This is a genomic window from Saccharibacillus alkalitolerans, assembly GCF_011090185.1.
In the GTDB taxonomy this organism is placed as follows: domain Bacteria; phylum Bacillota; class Bacilli; order Paenibacillales; family Paenibacillaceae; genus Saccharibacillus; species Saccharibacillus alkalitolerans.
The window spans coordinates 466028-482504 of sequence record NZ_JAAFGS010000001.1; the positions used below are offsets into that span (position 1 = coordinate 466028).

Annotated in this window: 12 protein-coding genes; 7 read left to right on the forward strand and 5 right to left on the reverse strand. The window is 53.7% G+C overall.

What is annotated here, in order from left to right; translation table 11 throughout:
- Positions 1-133: 133 nt before the first annotated feature.
- Entirely contained in the window at positions 134-1456 is a 1323-nt protein-coding gene (locus tag GYN08_RS01970; protein ID WP_166271989.1) for an ABC transporter substrate-binding protein, read from the reverse strand.
- A 947-nt stretch (positions 1457-2403) separates the two neighbouring features.
- Here GYN08_RS01970 and GYN08_RS01975 point away from each other — a divergent pair.
- Genes GYN08_RS01975 through GYN08_RS01985 form a run of 3 tightly spaced genes read left to right on the forward strand, consistent with a single transcriptional unit; the run spans position 2404 to position 6095 of the window.
- The gene (locus tag GYN08_RS01975; protein ID WP_328802568.1) at positions 2404-4212 is read left to right on the forward strand and encodes a cache domain-containing sensor histidine kinase; all 1809 of its coding nucleotides are present in this window, start codon (positions 2404-2406) and stop codon (positions 4210-4212) included.
- Positions 4213-4233: 21 nt separating this feature from the next.
- Entirely contained in the window at positions 4234-5838 is a 1605-nt protein-coding gene (locus GYN08_RS01980) for a response regulator transcription factor (protein WP_166271993.1), read from the forward strand.
- Between the two features lie 29 nt (positions 5839-5867).
- Positions 5868-6095: a hypothetical protein gene (locus tag GYN08_RS01985; protein WP_166271995.1), complete on the forward strand. Its 228-nt coding sequence runs from the start codon at positions 5868-5870 to the stop codon at positions 6093-6095.
- A gap of 394 nt (positions 6096-6489) precedes the next feature.
- Here GYN08_RS01985 and GYN08_RS01990 read toward each other — a convergent pair whose 3' ends face one another.
- The 4 genes from GYN08_RS01990 to GYN08_RS02005 are packed head-to-tail and all read right to left on the reverse strand — an operon-like array spanning position 6490 to position 8737.
- Positions 6490-6981 (reverse strand): hypothetical protein, encoded by a 492-nt coding sequence (locus GYN08_RS01990; RefSeq protein WP_166271997.1) that lies wholly within the window; start codon positions 6979-6981, stop codon positions 6490-6492.
- 19 nt (positions 6982-7000) lie between these two features.
- Positions 7001-7165: a hypothetical protein gene (locus GYN08_RS01995; RefSeq protein WP_166271999.1), complete on the reverse strand. Its 165-nt coding sequence runs from the start codon at positions 7163-7165 to the stop codon at positions 7001-7003.
- A gap of 18 nt (positions 7166-7183) precedes the next feature.
- Positions 7184-8122 (reverse strand): hypothetical protein, encoded by a 939-nt coding sequence (locus GYN08_RS02000; protein WP_166272001.1) that lies wholly within the window; start codon positions 8120-8122, stop codon positions 7184-7186.
- Between the two features lie 9 nt (positions 8123-8131).
- Complete coding sequence (locus GYN08_RS02005; protein WP_166272003.1) at positions 8132-8737, reverse strand: antibiotic resistance protein VanZ; 606 nt, start codon at positions 8735-8737, stop codon at positions 8132-8134.
- 113 nt (positions 8738-8850) lie between these two features.
- Here GYN08_RS02005 and GYN08_RS02010 point away from each other — a divergent pair, with 113 nt between their 5' ends.
- From GYN08_RS02010 to GYN08_RS02025, 4 genes are read left to right on the forward strand one after another with little or no spacing between them, the layout of a single operon-like run.
- The gene (locus GYN08_RS02010) at positions 8851-10488 is read left to right on the forward strand and encodes an N-6 DNA methylase (protein ID WP_235945700.1); all 1638 of its coding nucleotides are present in this window, start codon (positions 8851-8853) and stop codon (positions 10486-10488) included.
- Entirely contained in the window at positions 10475-11998 is a 1524-nt protein-coding gene (locus GYN08_RS02015) for a class I SAM-dependent DNA methyltransferase (protein WP_166272005.1), read from the forward strand. Before GYN08_RS02010 ends, GYN08_RS02015 begins: the two co-directional genes overlap by 14 nt.
- A complete protein-coding gene (locus tag GYN08_RS02020; protein WP_166272007.1) occupies positions 11988-13259 on the forward strand; it encodes a restriction endonuclease subunit S in 1272 nt (423 codons plus the stop codon). The genes GYN08_RS02015 and GYN08_RS02020 overlap by 11 nt, the downstream gene beginning before the upstream one ends.
- A gap of 60 nt (positions 13260-13319) precedes the next feature.
- Positions 13320-16448, forward strand: coding sequence for a type I restriction endonuclease subunit R (locus tag GYN08_RS02025; RefSeq protein ID WP_328802895.1), 3129 nt, complete (start codon positions 13320-13322; stop codon positions 16446-16448).
- Positions 16449-16477 lie beyond the last annotated feature (29 nt).

Consider the following 16477-nt stretch of genomic DNA (forward strand, 5'->3'; position numbering starts at 1 on the left):
GACCGGAAAAGCGACCCCCGTATGCCGAACGCGTGAATTGGACGGCGAGAGCCGAGCGGTGCGGTAAGGCAAATTCCCCGCCGCGCCGGCCCGGTCAGACAGTGGATATCGCCGTTTCGCCGAAACTTTCCGGTCAGAATCCTTCGACTTCCTTGTCTTTCATCAGCTGGGCGAATTTCTCGTCCCAACCGCTCAATACGCCCTGGGCGTCGATGCCGCCGGCAAATTCATCTTGAAGCAAACGATACAGTTCGCTCCGGTCGACCAGCATATGCGCGTCCACGGTCAGCACCGTTTTCTTCGGCGTGATGTAATTGTCCACGATCTCCTGCTTGTACTCCGGCAGCTCGGGCGTCGTCACGTCGCTGAAGTTGGAGACGAATTTCTGTTCGTCGATGATTTTTTGCGCTACGTCTTTGCGGGCCGCATACTCGAAAAACTTTTTGGCCCCTTGCATGTTTTTGGCTTTTTTCGGAATGAACAGCTGGCCGCCGAGCGGACTGGCGCCCAGTTTGGCGTCGGGAGCATAAGGGATCGGGAATACGCCCAGATTCATATTCGGATCGTTATCGTTCACATTCTGAATGAGCCAGTCCCCCATGAACATCATCGCGACTTCTTTGTTCAGGAATTTGCCTACGGCCATATCGTAGCTGTCGCTCAGAATATCGCCGTTGGTGTAGCCTTTTTCGTAAACTTCATACTGCTGCTGCAAAATGTCCGCGAATGCCGGCACATCGGACCATTTCTTCTTGTTGGCGTTGATATCTTCGAACAGCGTCGGATCGTTCTTCTCCGCGTAATCCGCAAAAGCGGCGGCCGGCCAGACGTTGGCGGCCCAGTTGTCCTTGAACGGCATGAATACCGGCGTGATGCCCGCGGCTTTGATCTTCTCGCATACGGCGAGGAATTCTTCGAAGTTGGTCGGAACGGTCAAGCCCAGCTCTTTGAACATGTCCTTGTTGTAAACGACGCCCTGCATACCGGTATCTTGGCTGAGATGGAAACTGTAAACATGCCCGTACGCGGAAAGGACTTCTTTATTCTCCAATCGGCTCACCCAAGGTTCGTTGTCGAGAATTTCGAAGTTGCGCTCCAAGTTAAGGTCTGTCGTAGCGCTCGCCAGGTTGTACTGGATAATGTCCGGCGTCTCGTCGACCGCCAGTTTCGTTTGAAGGACGGTCGACGTTTGTTCGGCCGGGAGAAGTTGAAGATTGACTTTGATTCCCGTTTCTTTTTCGAAAGAGTCCAGCAGATCCTGCTGCACGAAGATGGAGTCCTGCGAGCTTTTGGAAATGGCCAACTCGATCGTCGAGCCGCCGCCGCTTCCGCTGCTTCCGCTGCCGCCCGCCGCTGTCGAACCGCCCGGCGACGCATTGCCTCCGCATGCCGCCAGCGACATCGCCATTAACCCTCCGAGCAATCCCGCCGCGATTTTTTTCGTTTTTCGATTCATAATCTCGCCCCCTGTGAATGATGGATCCGTCTGACGATGATCTTTTTGGTAAAATTCCGATGCAGCCTGCAAATCGATCCCGTGATGCGCTTGGCCGCAGGTCTTGCGACCAAGGAAGCCCGCCGCCCGCGCCGCCCGATGCCGATGACGACCGCATTTACATTTTGAATCCGCTTACAAGTCTAAATTATAGAGGGTCGCGAAGAGGGGGTACATGGCTCACGTTTACTGTTGGGGTGTAATATTCTGAACAAAGCTCGAAGGCTCGCAAGAGGAAACGACAAGTTTCGCTGTTCGAGTCGGCGTCGGTTCGAGCTGAGCCGCCGAGAACAAGCGAAACTTGAAAGGCTACAGGGGCCGCGGCGCCGCGCCTTTCAAGCGAATTAAGCTTGTTCGCAGCGTTCGGCGCCGGTTCGAGCTGAGCGGCCGAGAACAAGCGAAACTTGAAAGGTGACAGGGGCCGCGGCGCCGCGCCTTTCAAGCGAATCAAGCTTGTTCGCAGCGTTCGGCGTCAGTTCGAGCTGAGTAGTTCCAACAAATAACTGCATTTCGACACTTATTTTTTCGATAATCAGCGTTTTGAGCAAAATAGCTGCGCAAGAGCACTTATTTTCCGTAAAAGCACCCGATTTGTCCCTATTACGCCCAAATAGCTGCTTATACGCAGTTATTTGCTTTTTGTGACCCTTTTTCTCGAAAATAATAACCCATATGCAGTTATTTCGTTTTGAACACTTGTTCCGTGTGCAATAACTGCTCCTAAGCACTTGTTTACCTACCCCGCCGATCCGCCGATCCCGACGAGCCACCGATCCTGCCGCCTCGTCGTCTTGGCCTGCTGCCGTCTCGGCCGCGTCTTCGCATCGTCCCGTTTGTGCCGAGTGCCCTTGTCGATTTTTGTCTTTGGTTGTACAGTATGAACATCAACGGCCATGGGAGGTTGCAGGGTGCTTTTCGGAAAACTCAAAAGGTCGGGCGGACGGGTCAGTCTGCAGACGAAGTTTTTGCTGGCCTTTGCCGTCCTGCTGCTGATCGTCATGGGCAGCTTCGGGATCTACGTCAATCAGGTCGTCGTCCGTCCGCTCAGAGAGACGACGGAGAACGAAATGAGGCAGACCGCGGCGAAGATCGGCGATCAGCTGAATTTGTACGTCGACGGCCAGAATCAGCTGTCTCAGCGCATTTTGTCGAGCCAGGACATCTTCGCGTTAATGCCGTCCGGCGATTACGCGAACCTCTCGGTGGAAGGGCTGTCGCGCAACCGCAGGCTGAGAGAAATCATGTTCCAATCGATCGGGCCGAGCATGAATATCGAGGACGTGGCGATTTACGATCTGCGCGGCACGCTGCTGACGACATTCATCGGCTCCGCCGGCAATCCGCCGTCGCTGGTGCCTTTCCTGGAAGCAAGCGGACGCCGTGCAAGTTGGAATGAAAACGGTTACGATCTGTATCGTCCCGCCGCGGAGCGCGTCTTTTTCGTCCGGGCGATCATCAATCAAAACGGCAAAGTGTTCGGCTATATGGCCATCCAGCTGCAGCAGGGCATGCTCGAACGTTCGGCGGCGTCCGGCGGTTCGGGCGGCGAGGTGTACGTGCTGGACGCCGACCGTCAGGTCATCTACGCGTCAAGCGGCTCCGAGCAAAGGAAGATGCCGGAATTGATGCCGGCTGACGCTCGGACGGACGGCGTGTATTTGAGCGGGGAAGGCAGCTATGTCGCGTATTCCCGTTCGGACGAGACGGGCTGGACGACCTACACGGTCACGCCGAAGCGGGTCGTGCTCGGCCCCGTCCATTCGGTGACGACGATCTCGATGCTGCTGATCGCTTCGCTGTTCCTTTTTTCCGCCGCGTATATCTATTTCTCCGCCCGCAATTTCCTGCTGCCGATCCGCAGGCTGCGAAGCCAAATTCTGCGCATCAACTACAGCAACATGGACACCAAGGTGGAGACGCCTTCGACGAACAACGAGCTGCTGCAGCTGAACGATGCGTTCCAGGGGCTGCTGGAGCGGCTGCAGGTGTCGATCGAGCGGGAAAAGCTTGCCGTGCAAGAGGAAGCGGTGGCCCGGAATTCGGCGCTTCAGGCGCAGATCGCGCCGCATTTTATCCACAATACGCTGTACCTGATCAGCATCGCCGCGCAGGAAGGGAAAAACGCGGTCGTTACGGAAATGTGCAAAAACCTGTCGGACAGCCTGCGCTATATCGTTTCTTCGCCTTATCAACATGTCAGCCTGACGCAGGAGTTGGAGCATGCGAAAGATTATTTGGCGCTGCTGCGGCACCATTACGAAGACGATCTGCGATGGACGGTCGACGAAGATCCCGCGTTCGACGGCATTCGGCTGCCGCGGCTCGTGATTCAGCCTTTCGTGGAAAACTGCATCGAGCATGCGTTCCGCGAGGCGGATACGCCGTGGATGATCGAGGTGCGCGTGAAGCTGTACAACGGACTGTGGGCGCTGGAGATCCGGGATAACGGCGACGGCTTCGATCCGGATACGATCCAAGATATTTTGGGACGCATCCGGGCGGCGGAAGCGTCGGGCGAATGGGAACGGGAAGCGGGCGCAGAAAATGCCGGGAAAACGGGAGGGACGGTCATCGGCGGCATGGGTATCGTCAACACGGTGCGCCGCCTGCAGCTAATGTACAAAAACCGGCTCTTTTTCAACATGTACAATCATACGGACGGCGGCGGAGGGGCGGCCATCCAGATTATCGCGTCGCTGACGGAAGACTTTTATTAAGCGGGCAAAGGAGGATGCGAGATGTACAACGCCATCATCGCGGAAGACAGCAAGCCGATTCTGCGCAATATCCGGATGCTGATCGAGTCTTCGGGGCAGCCGGTCAAGGTGACGGCGGTCGCCTCGAACGGGCTCGAAGCGCTGGAGCTGCTGAAGACGGAGCAAGCGGATATTCTGCTGACGGATATCCGCATGCCGAAGCTGGACGGACTGGAGCTGATCGAACGGGGCAAGCGGATCAATCCCCGGCTGCAGGCCGTGCTGATCAGCGGCTACAGCGATTTCGAATACGCGCGCCGCGCGCTGAATTTGCAGGCGTTCGACTATTTGCTCAAGCCGGTGGAGCAGTCTCAGCTGACGGACGTGCTGAAGCGGCTGCTCCGGCAGCTGCAAGAGCAGGAGCGAAGCGACCGCCGGATGCTGGAAGGCGTCGTCGCGCCGGAGCATCTGGCGGATCTGCCGCTGGACGCGGAGCTGCTGAGCGGGGAGAAGTCGCTCCTGCTGCTGCGCCGGCGGCCGTTCTCGCCGCCGCCGGAAGCCGGCGGCTGGACGCCGTCCGCCGTCCAGGCCGCGTTGGCGCCGGCCTGCGGCGCCTTCGGCTGCCGGGTGCTGCCGGCGGCGCACCCGGAAGGGCTCCTCGCGCTCGCGGACGCGAGGGAATCGGCCGCCCACGGTTCGCCGGAGGCGTGGGCGGACGCGGCGCGCGGCGCGCTTGAGCGGCGCGGCCTACATGCGGCCGCGCTGGCCTGCCCGCAGCCGGTGGAGCTGCGGGATCTTGCCGGCGCGTACGGCCGGCTGGAACGCGCGATGCGCGAACGGCTGACGGTATCCGGCAGCCTGGAGGCCTTCGCGGGCGAGCCGGAAGACGGCGCGCCGCGCTGCGGCGAAGCCGAGAAGCTGGCGGCGCAGGCGCAGCTCGCCGACCTGCTCGCCCAGCGGCAGAAGGAGAAATTCCTCCTTCTGCTGCGGCAGAGACTGCCGCTGTGGCTCGCCGGGGGCGCCCGGCTGGCCGAGCTGGAGCGGCTTCTCCGCTTTTTGGCGGACGAATTCGGGACCGCCGCTTCCGCGCCGGAGCGCGGCGCGAGCGAAGCCACCCCTCCCGGCGGACACGCCGAAGCGGCGGAAGCCGCGAAGACGGAACCCGAGCAGGCGTCCGCCGCCGGGGAAGATTCGGCCGGCGGCTTCGACGCCGTGCTGCGCGAATGGCTCGCGGCCGGCAGCACCGAGGATTTTGCCGAAGCGCTGCAGAGCTGGTGCGCCGCGGGGTTCGACGGCCTGCAGGAGCCAAGCAGGCGAGGCGGCGAAGAGCTGTTCGGGCAGCTCGACCGCTATCTGCGGCAGAACCTGTCCGCGCAGATCTCCGTCACCGACGCGGGGCAGCAGTTTCACGTAAGCCCTTCGTACATCAGCCGGATCGTCAAAAGGTACACCGGCAGCACGTTCGTCCATTATTATATGGAGCTTAAGATCGGCGAAGCGCGCCGGCTGCTGGCTTCGGGGCCGGAAGTTCGGGTCAAGGACGTGGCCGACGTGCTGGGGTTCGGCGATCCGCATTATTTTTCCAAAGTGTTCAAAGAATACGCGGGCTGCAGCCCGAGCGAATACAAAGAATCTTCGGCCGGCTAAGCGGCTGACAGGCGGAAAGGGGATCGAACATGCAGGACGACGGAAGAGACGAAGCGGTGCGCCGGGGCGCGGAAGCGCTGGCGGGCAGCCTGCATTTTTTTAGTTTGGGCATGGGCCTTCTGCTGCTCGCTTTCGGGATCTACATCATCTGGCCCAAGCGGTATGACCGCACCCGCAGCCGGGCGAAGACGCTGGGCGGCGCGCTGTGCGCGGGATTCGGATTGGTGCTGCTGGTGAACGGGCTGCTGCAGCTGTAAACAGGATACTGCCGGCAATGAACTTTTAAGACGTATAAAAAAGCGAGCTTTCGGAGGATTTTCCGAAAGCTCGCTTGGAATTCGTGCAATGAAACGGCGGATTTTATCATGCTAAGGACATATTAGAGTTACTCCATAGTCTTTTTAGAGTGAGCGGCAGACTGCAAAAGGTTATTTCTGAAAGCGTTGATTTCTGATTGGAGTTGAGCGCGCTCCGCAGCACTCATACTTTCTTTGTGACGTTGGATATGATCCTGTACCTGTTCCCGGATCACGTCTTGGCTGTCCGTAGGCGGAACGATCATGACGCCGCTTAGCGGCGCATTGGCACGGCTGATGGTCCTTGCAGGCAGCTTTGCTGTTCGATTTCTGGGCCTCACGAAGCAACACCTCCTTATCTATAGTATAACCCGACGATGCGCATAGAGTCACGAGGATAGATCATCATTCGTTGAGCGCCGATTCGCTGCGCGCCGAAGCGCTTTTCATAGTAAGCAATTAGTGAAGTTTTGGAGTCGAAGGCGACGTATCCTTCTGCAGCGGGTGAACTAAGACTTTGCAGACAGGCATATCCGATAAGAACATCAGATACGTTTGTGTAAATCCGATTTAAGTTTTTAAAACGGTTGCTGGGCGCGCTCTCGAGAAGATCGACAAAAACAAAGTTATCGTCATGCCGGTAAGAAATGGCTCCCTGAATGCGCGGATCTGAATAGGTAATTAACTTTTTTGCAGCACCCTTACTGGAGTCGCGCATGATTTCGAGCCAACTGAAGTTGCGTTCCCAACCGAGCGCATGCAAAGTATTGGCTTCATCCATGCTCAGGATTTCAAGCTTTGCAGGATGAACTTGAAAATGACGGTCAATAAGATACCATTGAGGCATACTTGGAACTCCCTTACTTTTAAATTCCGTCTTTTCTTACTCTTTTTCGATACACGAACCCGCTAACCAAGGCATAAACCGACACAAAGCCAATCCATCCAAATAGCCAAGGATGATCATAGAAAGTCAAAGCCAATGCAGCCATGACAATAGCGATGGCAAATCGTTCTCTGGACTCCTTCATATTTACTCCTCCTCTACATTAAATGGCAAGCTCGACTTTTCCCGTAATTAAGCGTTCTACAATGCTGTTATAAATAATGGCGACGAATGTTTTGGCCGTATCGGCCGTCACATGTATCGTCTTGCTGCTGTCGTCAAAAGAAACTTGCAAGCTGCTGTCCAGCTTGTTGACGGCATCCTTGATCTTGTTGATCGAATAAGGACTCGGATCAGGCTTGTACTTGGCAAGTCTGCGCGTGGCTCTTATGCTCTTTTTGAGTTCGTCGCGAACGTCTTGAGCACCTAACCCCGTAAATGTATAATCTTCGCTCGAAATCTTGAATTCCCCGCTCACAAATTTGTCCAAGATGGTGAACGATTTTGCTTTCTGATTTTCGTTCAAAGTCAGCATGCGCTCGAATTTATTAACATCGTACACGAATAGCTTTCGATCCGCGCAGCTTACTCTAGCCGTCACTTCAGCAGGGACTTGAATACCTTTAGGCACTTTTAGTACCGTCGAATTTTGCGTAATCCCGAGTGTAAGCACAAGCCGATGCTTGATGACGGATGACTTGGGAACCTCCAGAAAATATAGAGACTCGTTCGACTGTGCAATGATAAATTTGATAGCCTCGTTTTCTTCTAGATTGCTGATTCCTTGAGCATTCGTCGGATTGTTCGAGAAACGAATGACTTCGGTACTGGGATTGTCCAGGATTTCCGTTACTTTTTCTTTGAAAGGCTGTAGATAATCATCTGTCGCGATGTCGCTTAACGAAATGAAATAAGGGATATCATCAATCAACGCCGAATCGGCGAACCGAACGATCGAAGACTCATTCTGCTGCTGGGTTTGCAGATCGTCTTCGAAGCTTTTAAAGATGTCTTCCCTGATGTCGTTATCCGTTTGGAGCAGACAGATGCGATGCAGCTTGGCGCTTTTCGACGTGCATACCCAAATCTTTTGCAAAGTCATGTTCATCCCTCATTTCTTATATGCTGTGATATAAGTCTTGGATTTTGCGGGATCGCCGATCTTGTAGACGCGAGCAGCATCGTGATCGGTTCCGGCAAGAATGAATAGATAATTACCTTGATTGGTTTTGCAGAGATCGATTCCGAGTAAGAGCAGCATGATGTTGGGGAAGATGTCCGACGACTTTTTGATCAGAACAAAGAGGATGAATTGAAGGATGATAAATACGGCCAGAGACTCGACGAGAGAATTCTCCATAACGAGCACCGCCGGAAGAATGGTTCCGAGCAGGAATGCGATCACGCTGCCGTTTCTCTCTGCCAAGTTATTTTTCGAGAAATGAGGCAGCTGCGGCGCAAGCACCGGATCTCCTATGCCTTTATTGAACTGCCAATACAGCAGCGACCGCAGCAATACAGCCAAGCAGGCTAAAACCAGCAGAGCGAGCATGCACCAATGATAGATTGTCACATGGAAACCGAAGACCGTGCAGTCAAACGGTTTGTTGAATTTCTTGTTGAGCTGAAGCAGGAAGAGAAGATAAGCAGGGGACATGGACGTTGCAAAATAAAGCCAATCATAAAAGAGCCGAGTTCCGTAAAACAGGTGGTTCACCTCCTGCTTTCTAAGTACGTGTCGCCCTTAAACTTAATTCTAGTATTGAAATACCAAGTTGTAAAGTGGTATAGTTTACCTAATAAGAAAATAGGAACAAAGGAGGTGTTGCATTGATTGAGACATTCTGGGAGTTATGCGCCCGCTACGAGCTGAGATCAAGGGATCAGATGCTGCGTGAAGCGATCCGTGTCGTCAAGCTGAAGTCGGCGCTGGCGAAGATATCCGATCCCGATCGTGAATTTCTGGAGCAGAGTCCGGAACTTCTGTTTACCCGCATGCAGGACGTAATCGGTTCGATCGAGCTCGGACATTTCCCCGGTGATCGGGAGCTGTTCTTCCAATTATACCACGCGGGCAAAGACCTGGACCTGCTGGAGTATGGCCTGCAGACCCTGCGTCAGGATCGGGCGATCGGAGCGATGCAGGTCTATGGAGGCATCTTTGCCAGATTTCTGTCCGAAGCGGTAGGGGACGGAACAGGCCGGATCTTGGTCGCCGAAGCGGAAAAGTTTCTCGAAGGGCTGTCGGCATACCGCAACCAACGAGAGTCTTCTTTCCATTTGACGCTGTTGACGGAAAATTACCTGCTCGGACGCCTGCTCAAGATCGTATTTGACGGCAGCGAAGGAATCGAAGTCATCCAGGGGTCCTTGTACCATCCGCTTCCGCTGAACGAAAAATTCCAGGCCATCTTGACCGTTCCGGCATTCGGCGCCAAGCTGGAAGACGATTCGCTTCAGTATCGGGACAGCGAGCTGGCGGCGGTTCATCATCTTTCGCCTTTGTTGAGCCGGGGAGGAACGCTGGCTGCCGTAATGCCGGCCCGAATCATGTTCCAATCGGGGGAGATGGAGAACTGGCGGCGATCCATCGAAGAAGAAATGCCGGTCAGAGCGATCTACACGCTGCCGGAAGGATTATTCCGTCCTTATACGGCGATCAAGACTTATCTGCTGCTGCTGGGCGGCGGAGAGATCGGCAAGGAAGTCCGAATCGGCCAGCTGGCGGTAGATAATGAAAAACTGGTCGATCGGCAGACAATCGGACTGGGCAGTGCGGCGTTCCACGAACTGAAGGATTGGCGTATCGAATTAGTGCTGGAGCAGGACGGGAGCACATTGGCTGCATTCCAGCAGTCGGCGGTGCCCAAGATCAAGCTCAAGGCGGCAGCCGATATTTTCCGCGGCAAATCGATTCTTAAGCAGGACCTGCGGCCGGGAACCGTATCGGTCCTCAATATTTCCAATCTCGACGACGGCGAAGTGCTGCTGGACCAGTTGGAGACGATCGACGAGGAAGAGCGCAAGCTCAAGAGATATCAGGTGCAGGAAGGGGATCTTGTGCTGACCTGCCGGGGAACGCAGACCAAGCTGGCGTTGTTCCCGGCCTCCGATTCGTTCGTGATCGCTTCCGCCAATATTATCGTGATCCGATTCAACGAACAGATCGACAGCCTTTACGCCAAGATCTTTTTGGAAAGCCCGGTAGGTCTCGCCTTGATTCAAAGCTTCCAGCGGGGTACCACGGTCATGAACTTGAATCCTTCGGATGTGGGCGAGATCGAGATCCCGCTCCTGTCGATCAAGCGTCAGCGGGAGATCGGCGAGCAATACAGGTTGGAGAAGCAGCGTTACCGTGAGGCGGTCGATGAAGCGACTGTCCGTTGGGAAAAGCAAAAAAACGAATTATACGAAGCGGTATTGATAGATCCGCACAAGGAGGATAAACGGTTATATGGCAACGGCTAATATCGGTTTTGAAGAAAAATTATGGACAATGGCGGACAAACTTCGGGGCAGCATGGACTCGGCGGAGTACAAGCACGTCGCGCTGGGTCTGCTGTTCTTGAAGTACGTGTCCGACGCTTTCGAGGAAAAATATGCGGAACTGGAAAATGAGGCCTACGCCGATCCAGAAGACCGCGATGAATATATGGCGGATAACGTCTTCTGGGTTCCCAAAGAAGCGCGCTGGGCTCATATCAAAGACAATGCGAAAAAGCCGGAGATCGGACAGATTATCGACAATGCAATGATCCAGATCGAAAAAGAAAACCCGTCGCTTAAAGGGGTGCTGCCGAAAGACTTTTCCCGCCCTGCGCTGGATAAGACGAGACTGGGCGAAGTGATCGACGTCTTCTCGTTTAAGGTCGGCGATAAAGACAGCCGTTCCAAAGACGTGCTGGGCCGGGTATACGAATATTTCCTCAGTAAGTTCGCGAGCGCCGAAGGCAAAAACGGCGGAGAGTTCTACACCCCGTCGAGCGTCGTTCGTCTGCTTGTCGAGATGGTGCAGCCGTTCAAAGGCCGTGTCTACGACCCGTGCTGCGGATCGGGCGGCATGTTCGTGCAGAGCGAGAAATTCGTGGAGGAGCATCAGGGTAAGCTGGGCGATATCGCCGTTTACGGCCAAGAGTCCAACCCGACGACATGGCGCCTGTGCAAAATGAACCTGGCGATTCGCGGCGTGGACAGCAATCTGGGGGAGTTCAACGCGGATACGTTCCACAACGATCTGCATAAGACGCTCAAAGCCGATTACATTCTGGCGAATCCGCCGTTCAATATCAGCGACTGGGGCGGTCAGCGTCTGGTCGACGATCCGCGCTGGTCTTACGGAATCCCGCCTGCCGGTAACGCCAACTACGGTTGGATTCAGCATATCGTATCCAAACTCGCGCCGAGCGGCGTAGCCGGATTCGTGCTGGCGAACGGTTCGATGTCGACCAGCACGACGGCCGAACTGGAGATTCGCAGCAAACTGGTCAACGCTGATCTGGTGGACTGCATCGTAACGCTGCCGGGGCAGTTGTTCTATTCGACGCAGATTCCGGTCTGCCTGTGGTTTATGACGAAGAACAAAGCGGCCAAAGGCATGCGCGATCGCCGCGGCGAGATTCTGTTTATCGACGCTCGGAAATTGGGACATATGGCCGATCGGACGCATAAAGAACTGGGCGCCGAAGATATGAAAAAGATCGCCGATACGTATCATGCGTGGCGCGGACAGGAAGAAGCCGGCGAGTACGAGGATGTCAAAGGATTCTGCAAATCGGCCAAGCTGGCGGAAGTGCAGGAGCATGAATATATTTTGACGCCGGGACGTTATGTCGGGATTGAAGATGCGGAAGAAGACAGCGAACCTTTTGAGGATAAAATGGTGCGGTTGACGGCAGAATTGGCGGAGCAGTTTGCGAAGTCGGGACAGCTGGAGGAAGAGATTCGGAAGCGGCTTGGGGGGATTGGGTTTGAATTTTGAGACTTGGCCAATATTTAAATTGGGTGAATTGAGTACAGTGAAAGGCGGTAAGCGATTACCTAAGGGAAGAACTTTGCAGTCCCAGATGACCAATCATCCATATCTTCGATTGGTAGATGTTAATGATGGGAGAATTGATGAACAGAAAATTATGTTTCTTGATGAAGAGACACATAAAACTATTGCTAGATACATTGTAAAAACAAATGATGTATGTCTTGCTATAGTGGGTCATACTATCGGATTAGTTTTTTATATTGATAAAAAATTTGATAAAGCTAATTTAACTGAAAATGCTGTAAAAATCGAATGTAATGAAGAATTGGATTCTAATTATCTTTTTTATTATCTCAAATCAGATTTTGGTCAGCATCAAATACTATCAAGGACAGTCGGATCAGCACAAGGAAAACTACCAATATATAATGTGAAAAATATTGAAATTCCTTTGCCAAAACTTGTAGAGCAAAAGTACATCGCTAAAGTGTTTAAGGTTTTGGATCAAAAAATCGAACTCAACAACGCCATCAACAAAAACCTCGAAGAAATGGCCCAAGCTCTTTTCAAACGTTGGTTTATCGATTTTGAATTCCCTAATGAAAATGGCGAACCTTATAAATCGAGCGGGGGAGAATTTGAGGAAAGTGAGTTGGGGTTGATTCCTAAAGGTTGGACTGTATCCAGTTTGGACGGAATTGCTACTTACCTAAATGGACTTGCAATGCAAAAGTATAGGCCAACTGATGAAGCATATATACCTGTAATTAAAATCAGAGAACTAAATCAAGGCAGAACGAGTAGTGACAGTGACAAAGCCAGCCCAGAAATTGATAATAAATATATTATCCAAGATGGTGATGTTCTATTCTCATGGTCAGGAACTCTCGAAGTTAAACCATGGTGTGGTGGTATTGGTGGCTTGAACCAGCATTTATTTAAAGTAACGTCGGAAGAATTTCATAAATGGTTTTACTACTATTGGACTCTTCACTACGTAGATAGATTTCGTAGCATAGCGAAAGATAAGGCCACCACTATGGGACACATAAAAAGGCAGGATTTGAAGGATGCAAAGGTTGTCGTTCCAAGTGAGGTCATTTATCAAAAAGCAAACGAAATTTTTCATCCTATTGTTGATCAAGTTGTTTCTAAACAAATAGAGTCAAGAAATTTGGAAAAACTCCGCGACACGCTCCTCCCCAAACTCATGTCCGGAGAAATCCGCGTCCCTCTCGAAGAAGACGCCGAAGTCACGCCTTAATCGGAACGCTTCACCATCTGCCTTACACCCTGCACACAACGAAGGAGGTGCGCCGTGTACATCACTTCTTATGCCGAGAGCGATCTGGAACAAGCGGCTGTCGAATGGTTTCAAGAGTTGAATTATACATGGAGCTACGGCCCGGAGATTTCGCCGGAAGGCGAATATCCGGAGCGCATGCTCTACAGCGATATTATCCTAACCGAACGGCTGCGCGAGGCGCTGACCCGGATCAATCCGGGCGCGCCGCAGAGCGCGATTGACGAAGCCATCCGGATCGTCGAGATTCCGCAAAGCCCCAGTCTGCTGGTCAACAACCGTGCTTTCCAGCGCATGATTACGGACGGCGTCGACGTGGAATACCGTACGCCGAGCGGCGAGAACCGCACGACCAAGATCTGGCTGTTCCAGACAGACCCGGAACGGGTCGAAGATAACGATTTCCTCGTCGTCAATCAGTTTACGGTCGTGGAGAACGAAGAACGGCGGCCGGATATCGTCGTGTTCGTCAATGGTATTCCGATTGCCGTTTTCGAACTCAAAAGCGCCTCCAAAGAAGAAGTAGGCATCCGTGAAGCGTACAACCAAGTGCAAAACTACAAGAGCAGCATCTCCTCGCTTTTTACTTATAATTCTATTGTGGTCATCAGCGACGGCATCAACGCGCGCGCCGGCACGCTGACGTCCGACGAAGAACGCTTTATGATGTGGCGGACGATCGACGGCAGCGATGTGGCGCCGTCCACGCTGCCGCAGCTGGAAGTGCTGATTAAGGGCATGTTCGAGAAACAGCGGTTGATGGATCTGATCAAGCATTTCATCCTGTTCCAGAGCGACGGAGACAAGTCCATCAAGATTCTGGCCGGGTATCATCAATTCCATGCGGTTAACAAAGCGATCCTCAGCACCGAGCGGGCTGCTCAAGACGAAGGAGACCGCAAGGTCGGTGTCGTCTGGCATACCCAGGGGTCGGGCAAAAGTCTGACGATGGTCTTCTACGCAGGTAAGCTGGTGCAGACGATGAACAATCCGACGATCGTCGTCGTCACCGACCGCAACGATCTGGATGACCAGCTGTTTGCCACGTTCAGCAAATCCGGCGATCTGCTGCGGCAGACGCCGAAGCAGGCGGAAGACCGCGAACATCTGCGCGAAATACTGGCCGTGGAGTCGGGAGGCATCGTCTTTACGACGGTACATAAATTCAGCCCGGCAGAAGAAGAGTCGGGATTCCCGGAACTGACCGACCGCAAGAACGTGATCGTGATCGCGGATGAAGCGCACCGCAGCCAATATGGCTTCCAGGCGGAAGTGATCGCGAACAAGCAGACCGGCGAAGCAGATATCAAATACGGTTATGCCAAATACATGCGCGACGCGCTGCCGAACGCTTCGTATATCGGCTTCACTGGCACGCCGGTCGAACTGACCGACAAGAATACGCCTGCCGTATTCGGCGATTATATCGATATCTACGATATGACCCGCGCCGTGGAAGACGGCACGACGGTCAAGATCTATTACGAGAGCCGAATCGCGCGGCTGGAGCTGGCAGAGAACGAGCGTCCCGTCATCGACAGCGCCTACGAAGAGATCACCGAATACCAGGAGATGTCCGAGAAAGAGAAGCTCAAGTCCCGATGGGCACGTCTTGAAGCGCTCGCCGGTTCGGAGAAGCGGATCAAGAAAGTGGCTGCCGACATGGTCAACCACTACAAGGAGCGGCAGAAAGGCATGGCCGGCAAAGCGATGATCGTCGTCATGTCCCGCCGGATCGCGATCGATCTGTACAAAGCGATCATTGAATTGGAGCCGGATTGGCACAGCGAAGACGACGATAAAGGCAAGATCAAGATCGTCATGACAGGCACTTCGAGCGATCCGCAGGAATGGCAGCCTTATATCGGAACGAAGCGCCGCCGCGAATATTTTGCGAAACGGATGAAAGATCTGAACGATCCGCTGGAGATCGTGATCGTGCGCGATATGTGGCTGACCGGCTTCGACGTTCCGTCCATGAGCACGATGTACGTCGACAAGCCGATGCGGGGCCATAACCTGATGCAGGCGATCGCCCGCGTCAACCGCGTATTCCGTGACAAGCCGGGCGGTCTGGTCGTGGACTATATCGGCATCGCGGATCTGCTGAAAGACGCGCTGCAGCAGTATACGGAGAATGATCGACAGAACGCGGGGATTGACACCGATCAGGCGGTCGAAGCGATGCTGGAGCGGCTGGATCTGCTTCACGATCTGCTGCATGGACATGATTACAGCCGTTTTAACTCGGAACGCGCTTCCGAACGGATGAAATCGCTGGTGGAGACGGTCGATTATGTACTGGGTCTCGGCGAGGAAAACAAACGGAATTTTATCAATTGGGTGACGGAACTGTCCAAAGCTTATGCGTTATGTGCGACGACAACGGCAGCCGAGCAGGTGAACGTGGAAGTCGCTTTCCTCAAAGCGGTCAAAGCGGGTATCGTGAAGCTGATCACCGACGAGAACCGCAAAAAAACGCCGTCCGAACTGGACGCCGAACTGAATCAGCTCATCTCGAAGTCGATCATCTCCGAGGAAGTGGTCGATATTCTGGAAGCCGCAGGCCTTCAAAAGCCAAATATTGCGATTCTTTCGGATGAATTCCTTGAAAGTGTAAAAGGACTGAAACAGAAGAATTTGGCAGTCGAGCTGCTTCGCCGTCTGCTTCAGGGCAAGGTCAAAGCTTTTGAGCGGCGCAGCATCGTGCAGGCCCGCAAATTCTCGGAAATGCTCGAAGAAGCAATTCGCAAATACAATAATCGTACCATAGAGACTTCGCAGATCATCGAAGAGCTGATCCAGATGGCCAAAGACATCAATGAAGAAGTACAGCGCGGCGAACAGTCCGGCATGGTGGCGGAAGAGCTGGCGTTCTACGATGCGCTGGCATCCAATGAGTCGGCGAAAATGCTGATGGGAGACCTGATGCTGAAGCAGATCGCGCATGAGCTGATGGTCTCGATTAAAAACAATCTGACCGTCGACTGGACGCTGCGCGAGAACGTGCGCGCGCAGATGCGGGTCACGGTCAAACGGTTGCTGAAGAAATACGGATATCCGCCGGATCTGGAAAAGCTGGCGGTCGATATGGTACTGAATCAAGCGGAGCTGATGAGCGTTGACGCATCGAAAGAATTCCGCTATTAACCTGTTACCTGCTTAAGCAAGGAGGAGAG

Coding starts and splice junctions, on each gene's coding strand:
- GYN08_RS01970 (WP_166271989.1), bottom strand. CDS start 1,456: ATGAATCGAAAAACGAAAAAAATCGCGGCGGGATTGCTCGGAGGGTTA.
- GYN08_RS01980 (WP_166271993.1), top strand. CDS start 4,234: ATGTACAACGCCATCATCGCGGAAGACAGCAAGCCGATTCTGCGCAAT.
- GYN08_RS02015 (WP_166272005.1), top strand. CDS start 10,475: ATGGCAACGGCTAATATCGGTTTTGAAGAAAAATTATGGACAATGGCG.
- GYN08_RS02000 (WP_166272001.1), bottom strand. CDS start 8,122: ATGACTTTGCAAAAGATTTGGGTATGCACGTCGAAAAGCGCCAAGCTG.
- GYN08_RS01985 (WP_166271995.1), top strand. CDS start 5,868: ATGCAGGACGACGGAAGAGACGAAGCGGTGCGCCGGGGCGCGGAAGCG.
- GYN08_RS01990 (WP_166271997.1), bottom strand. CDS start 6,981: ATGCCTCAATGGTATCTTATTGACCGTCATTTTCAAGTTCATCCTGCA.
- GYN08_RS01995 (WP_166271999.1), bottom strand. CDS start 7,165: ATGAAGGAGTCCAGAGAACGATTTGCCATCGCTATTGTCATGGCTGCA.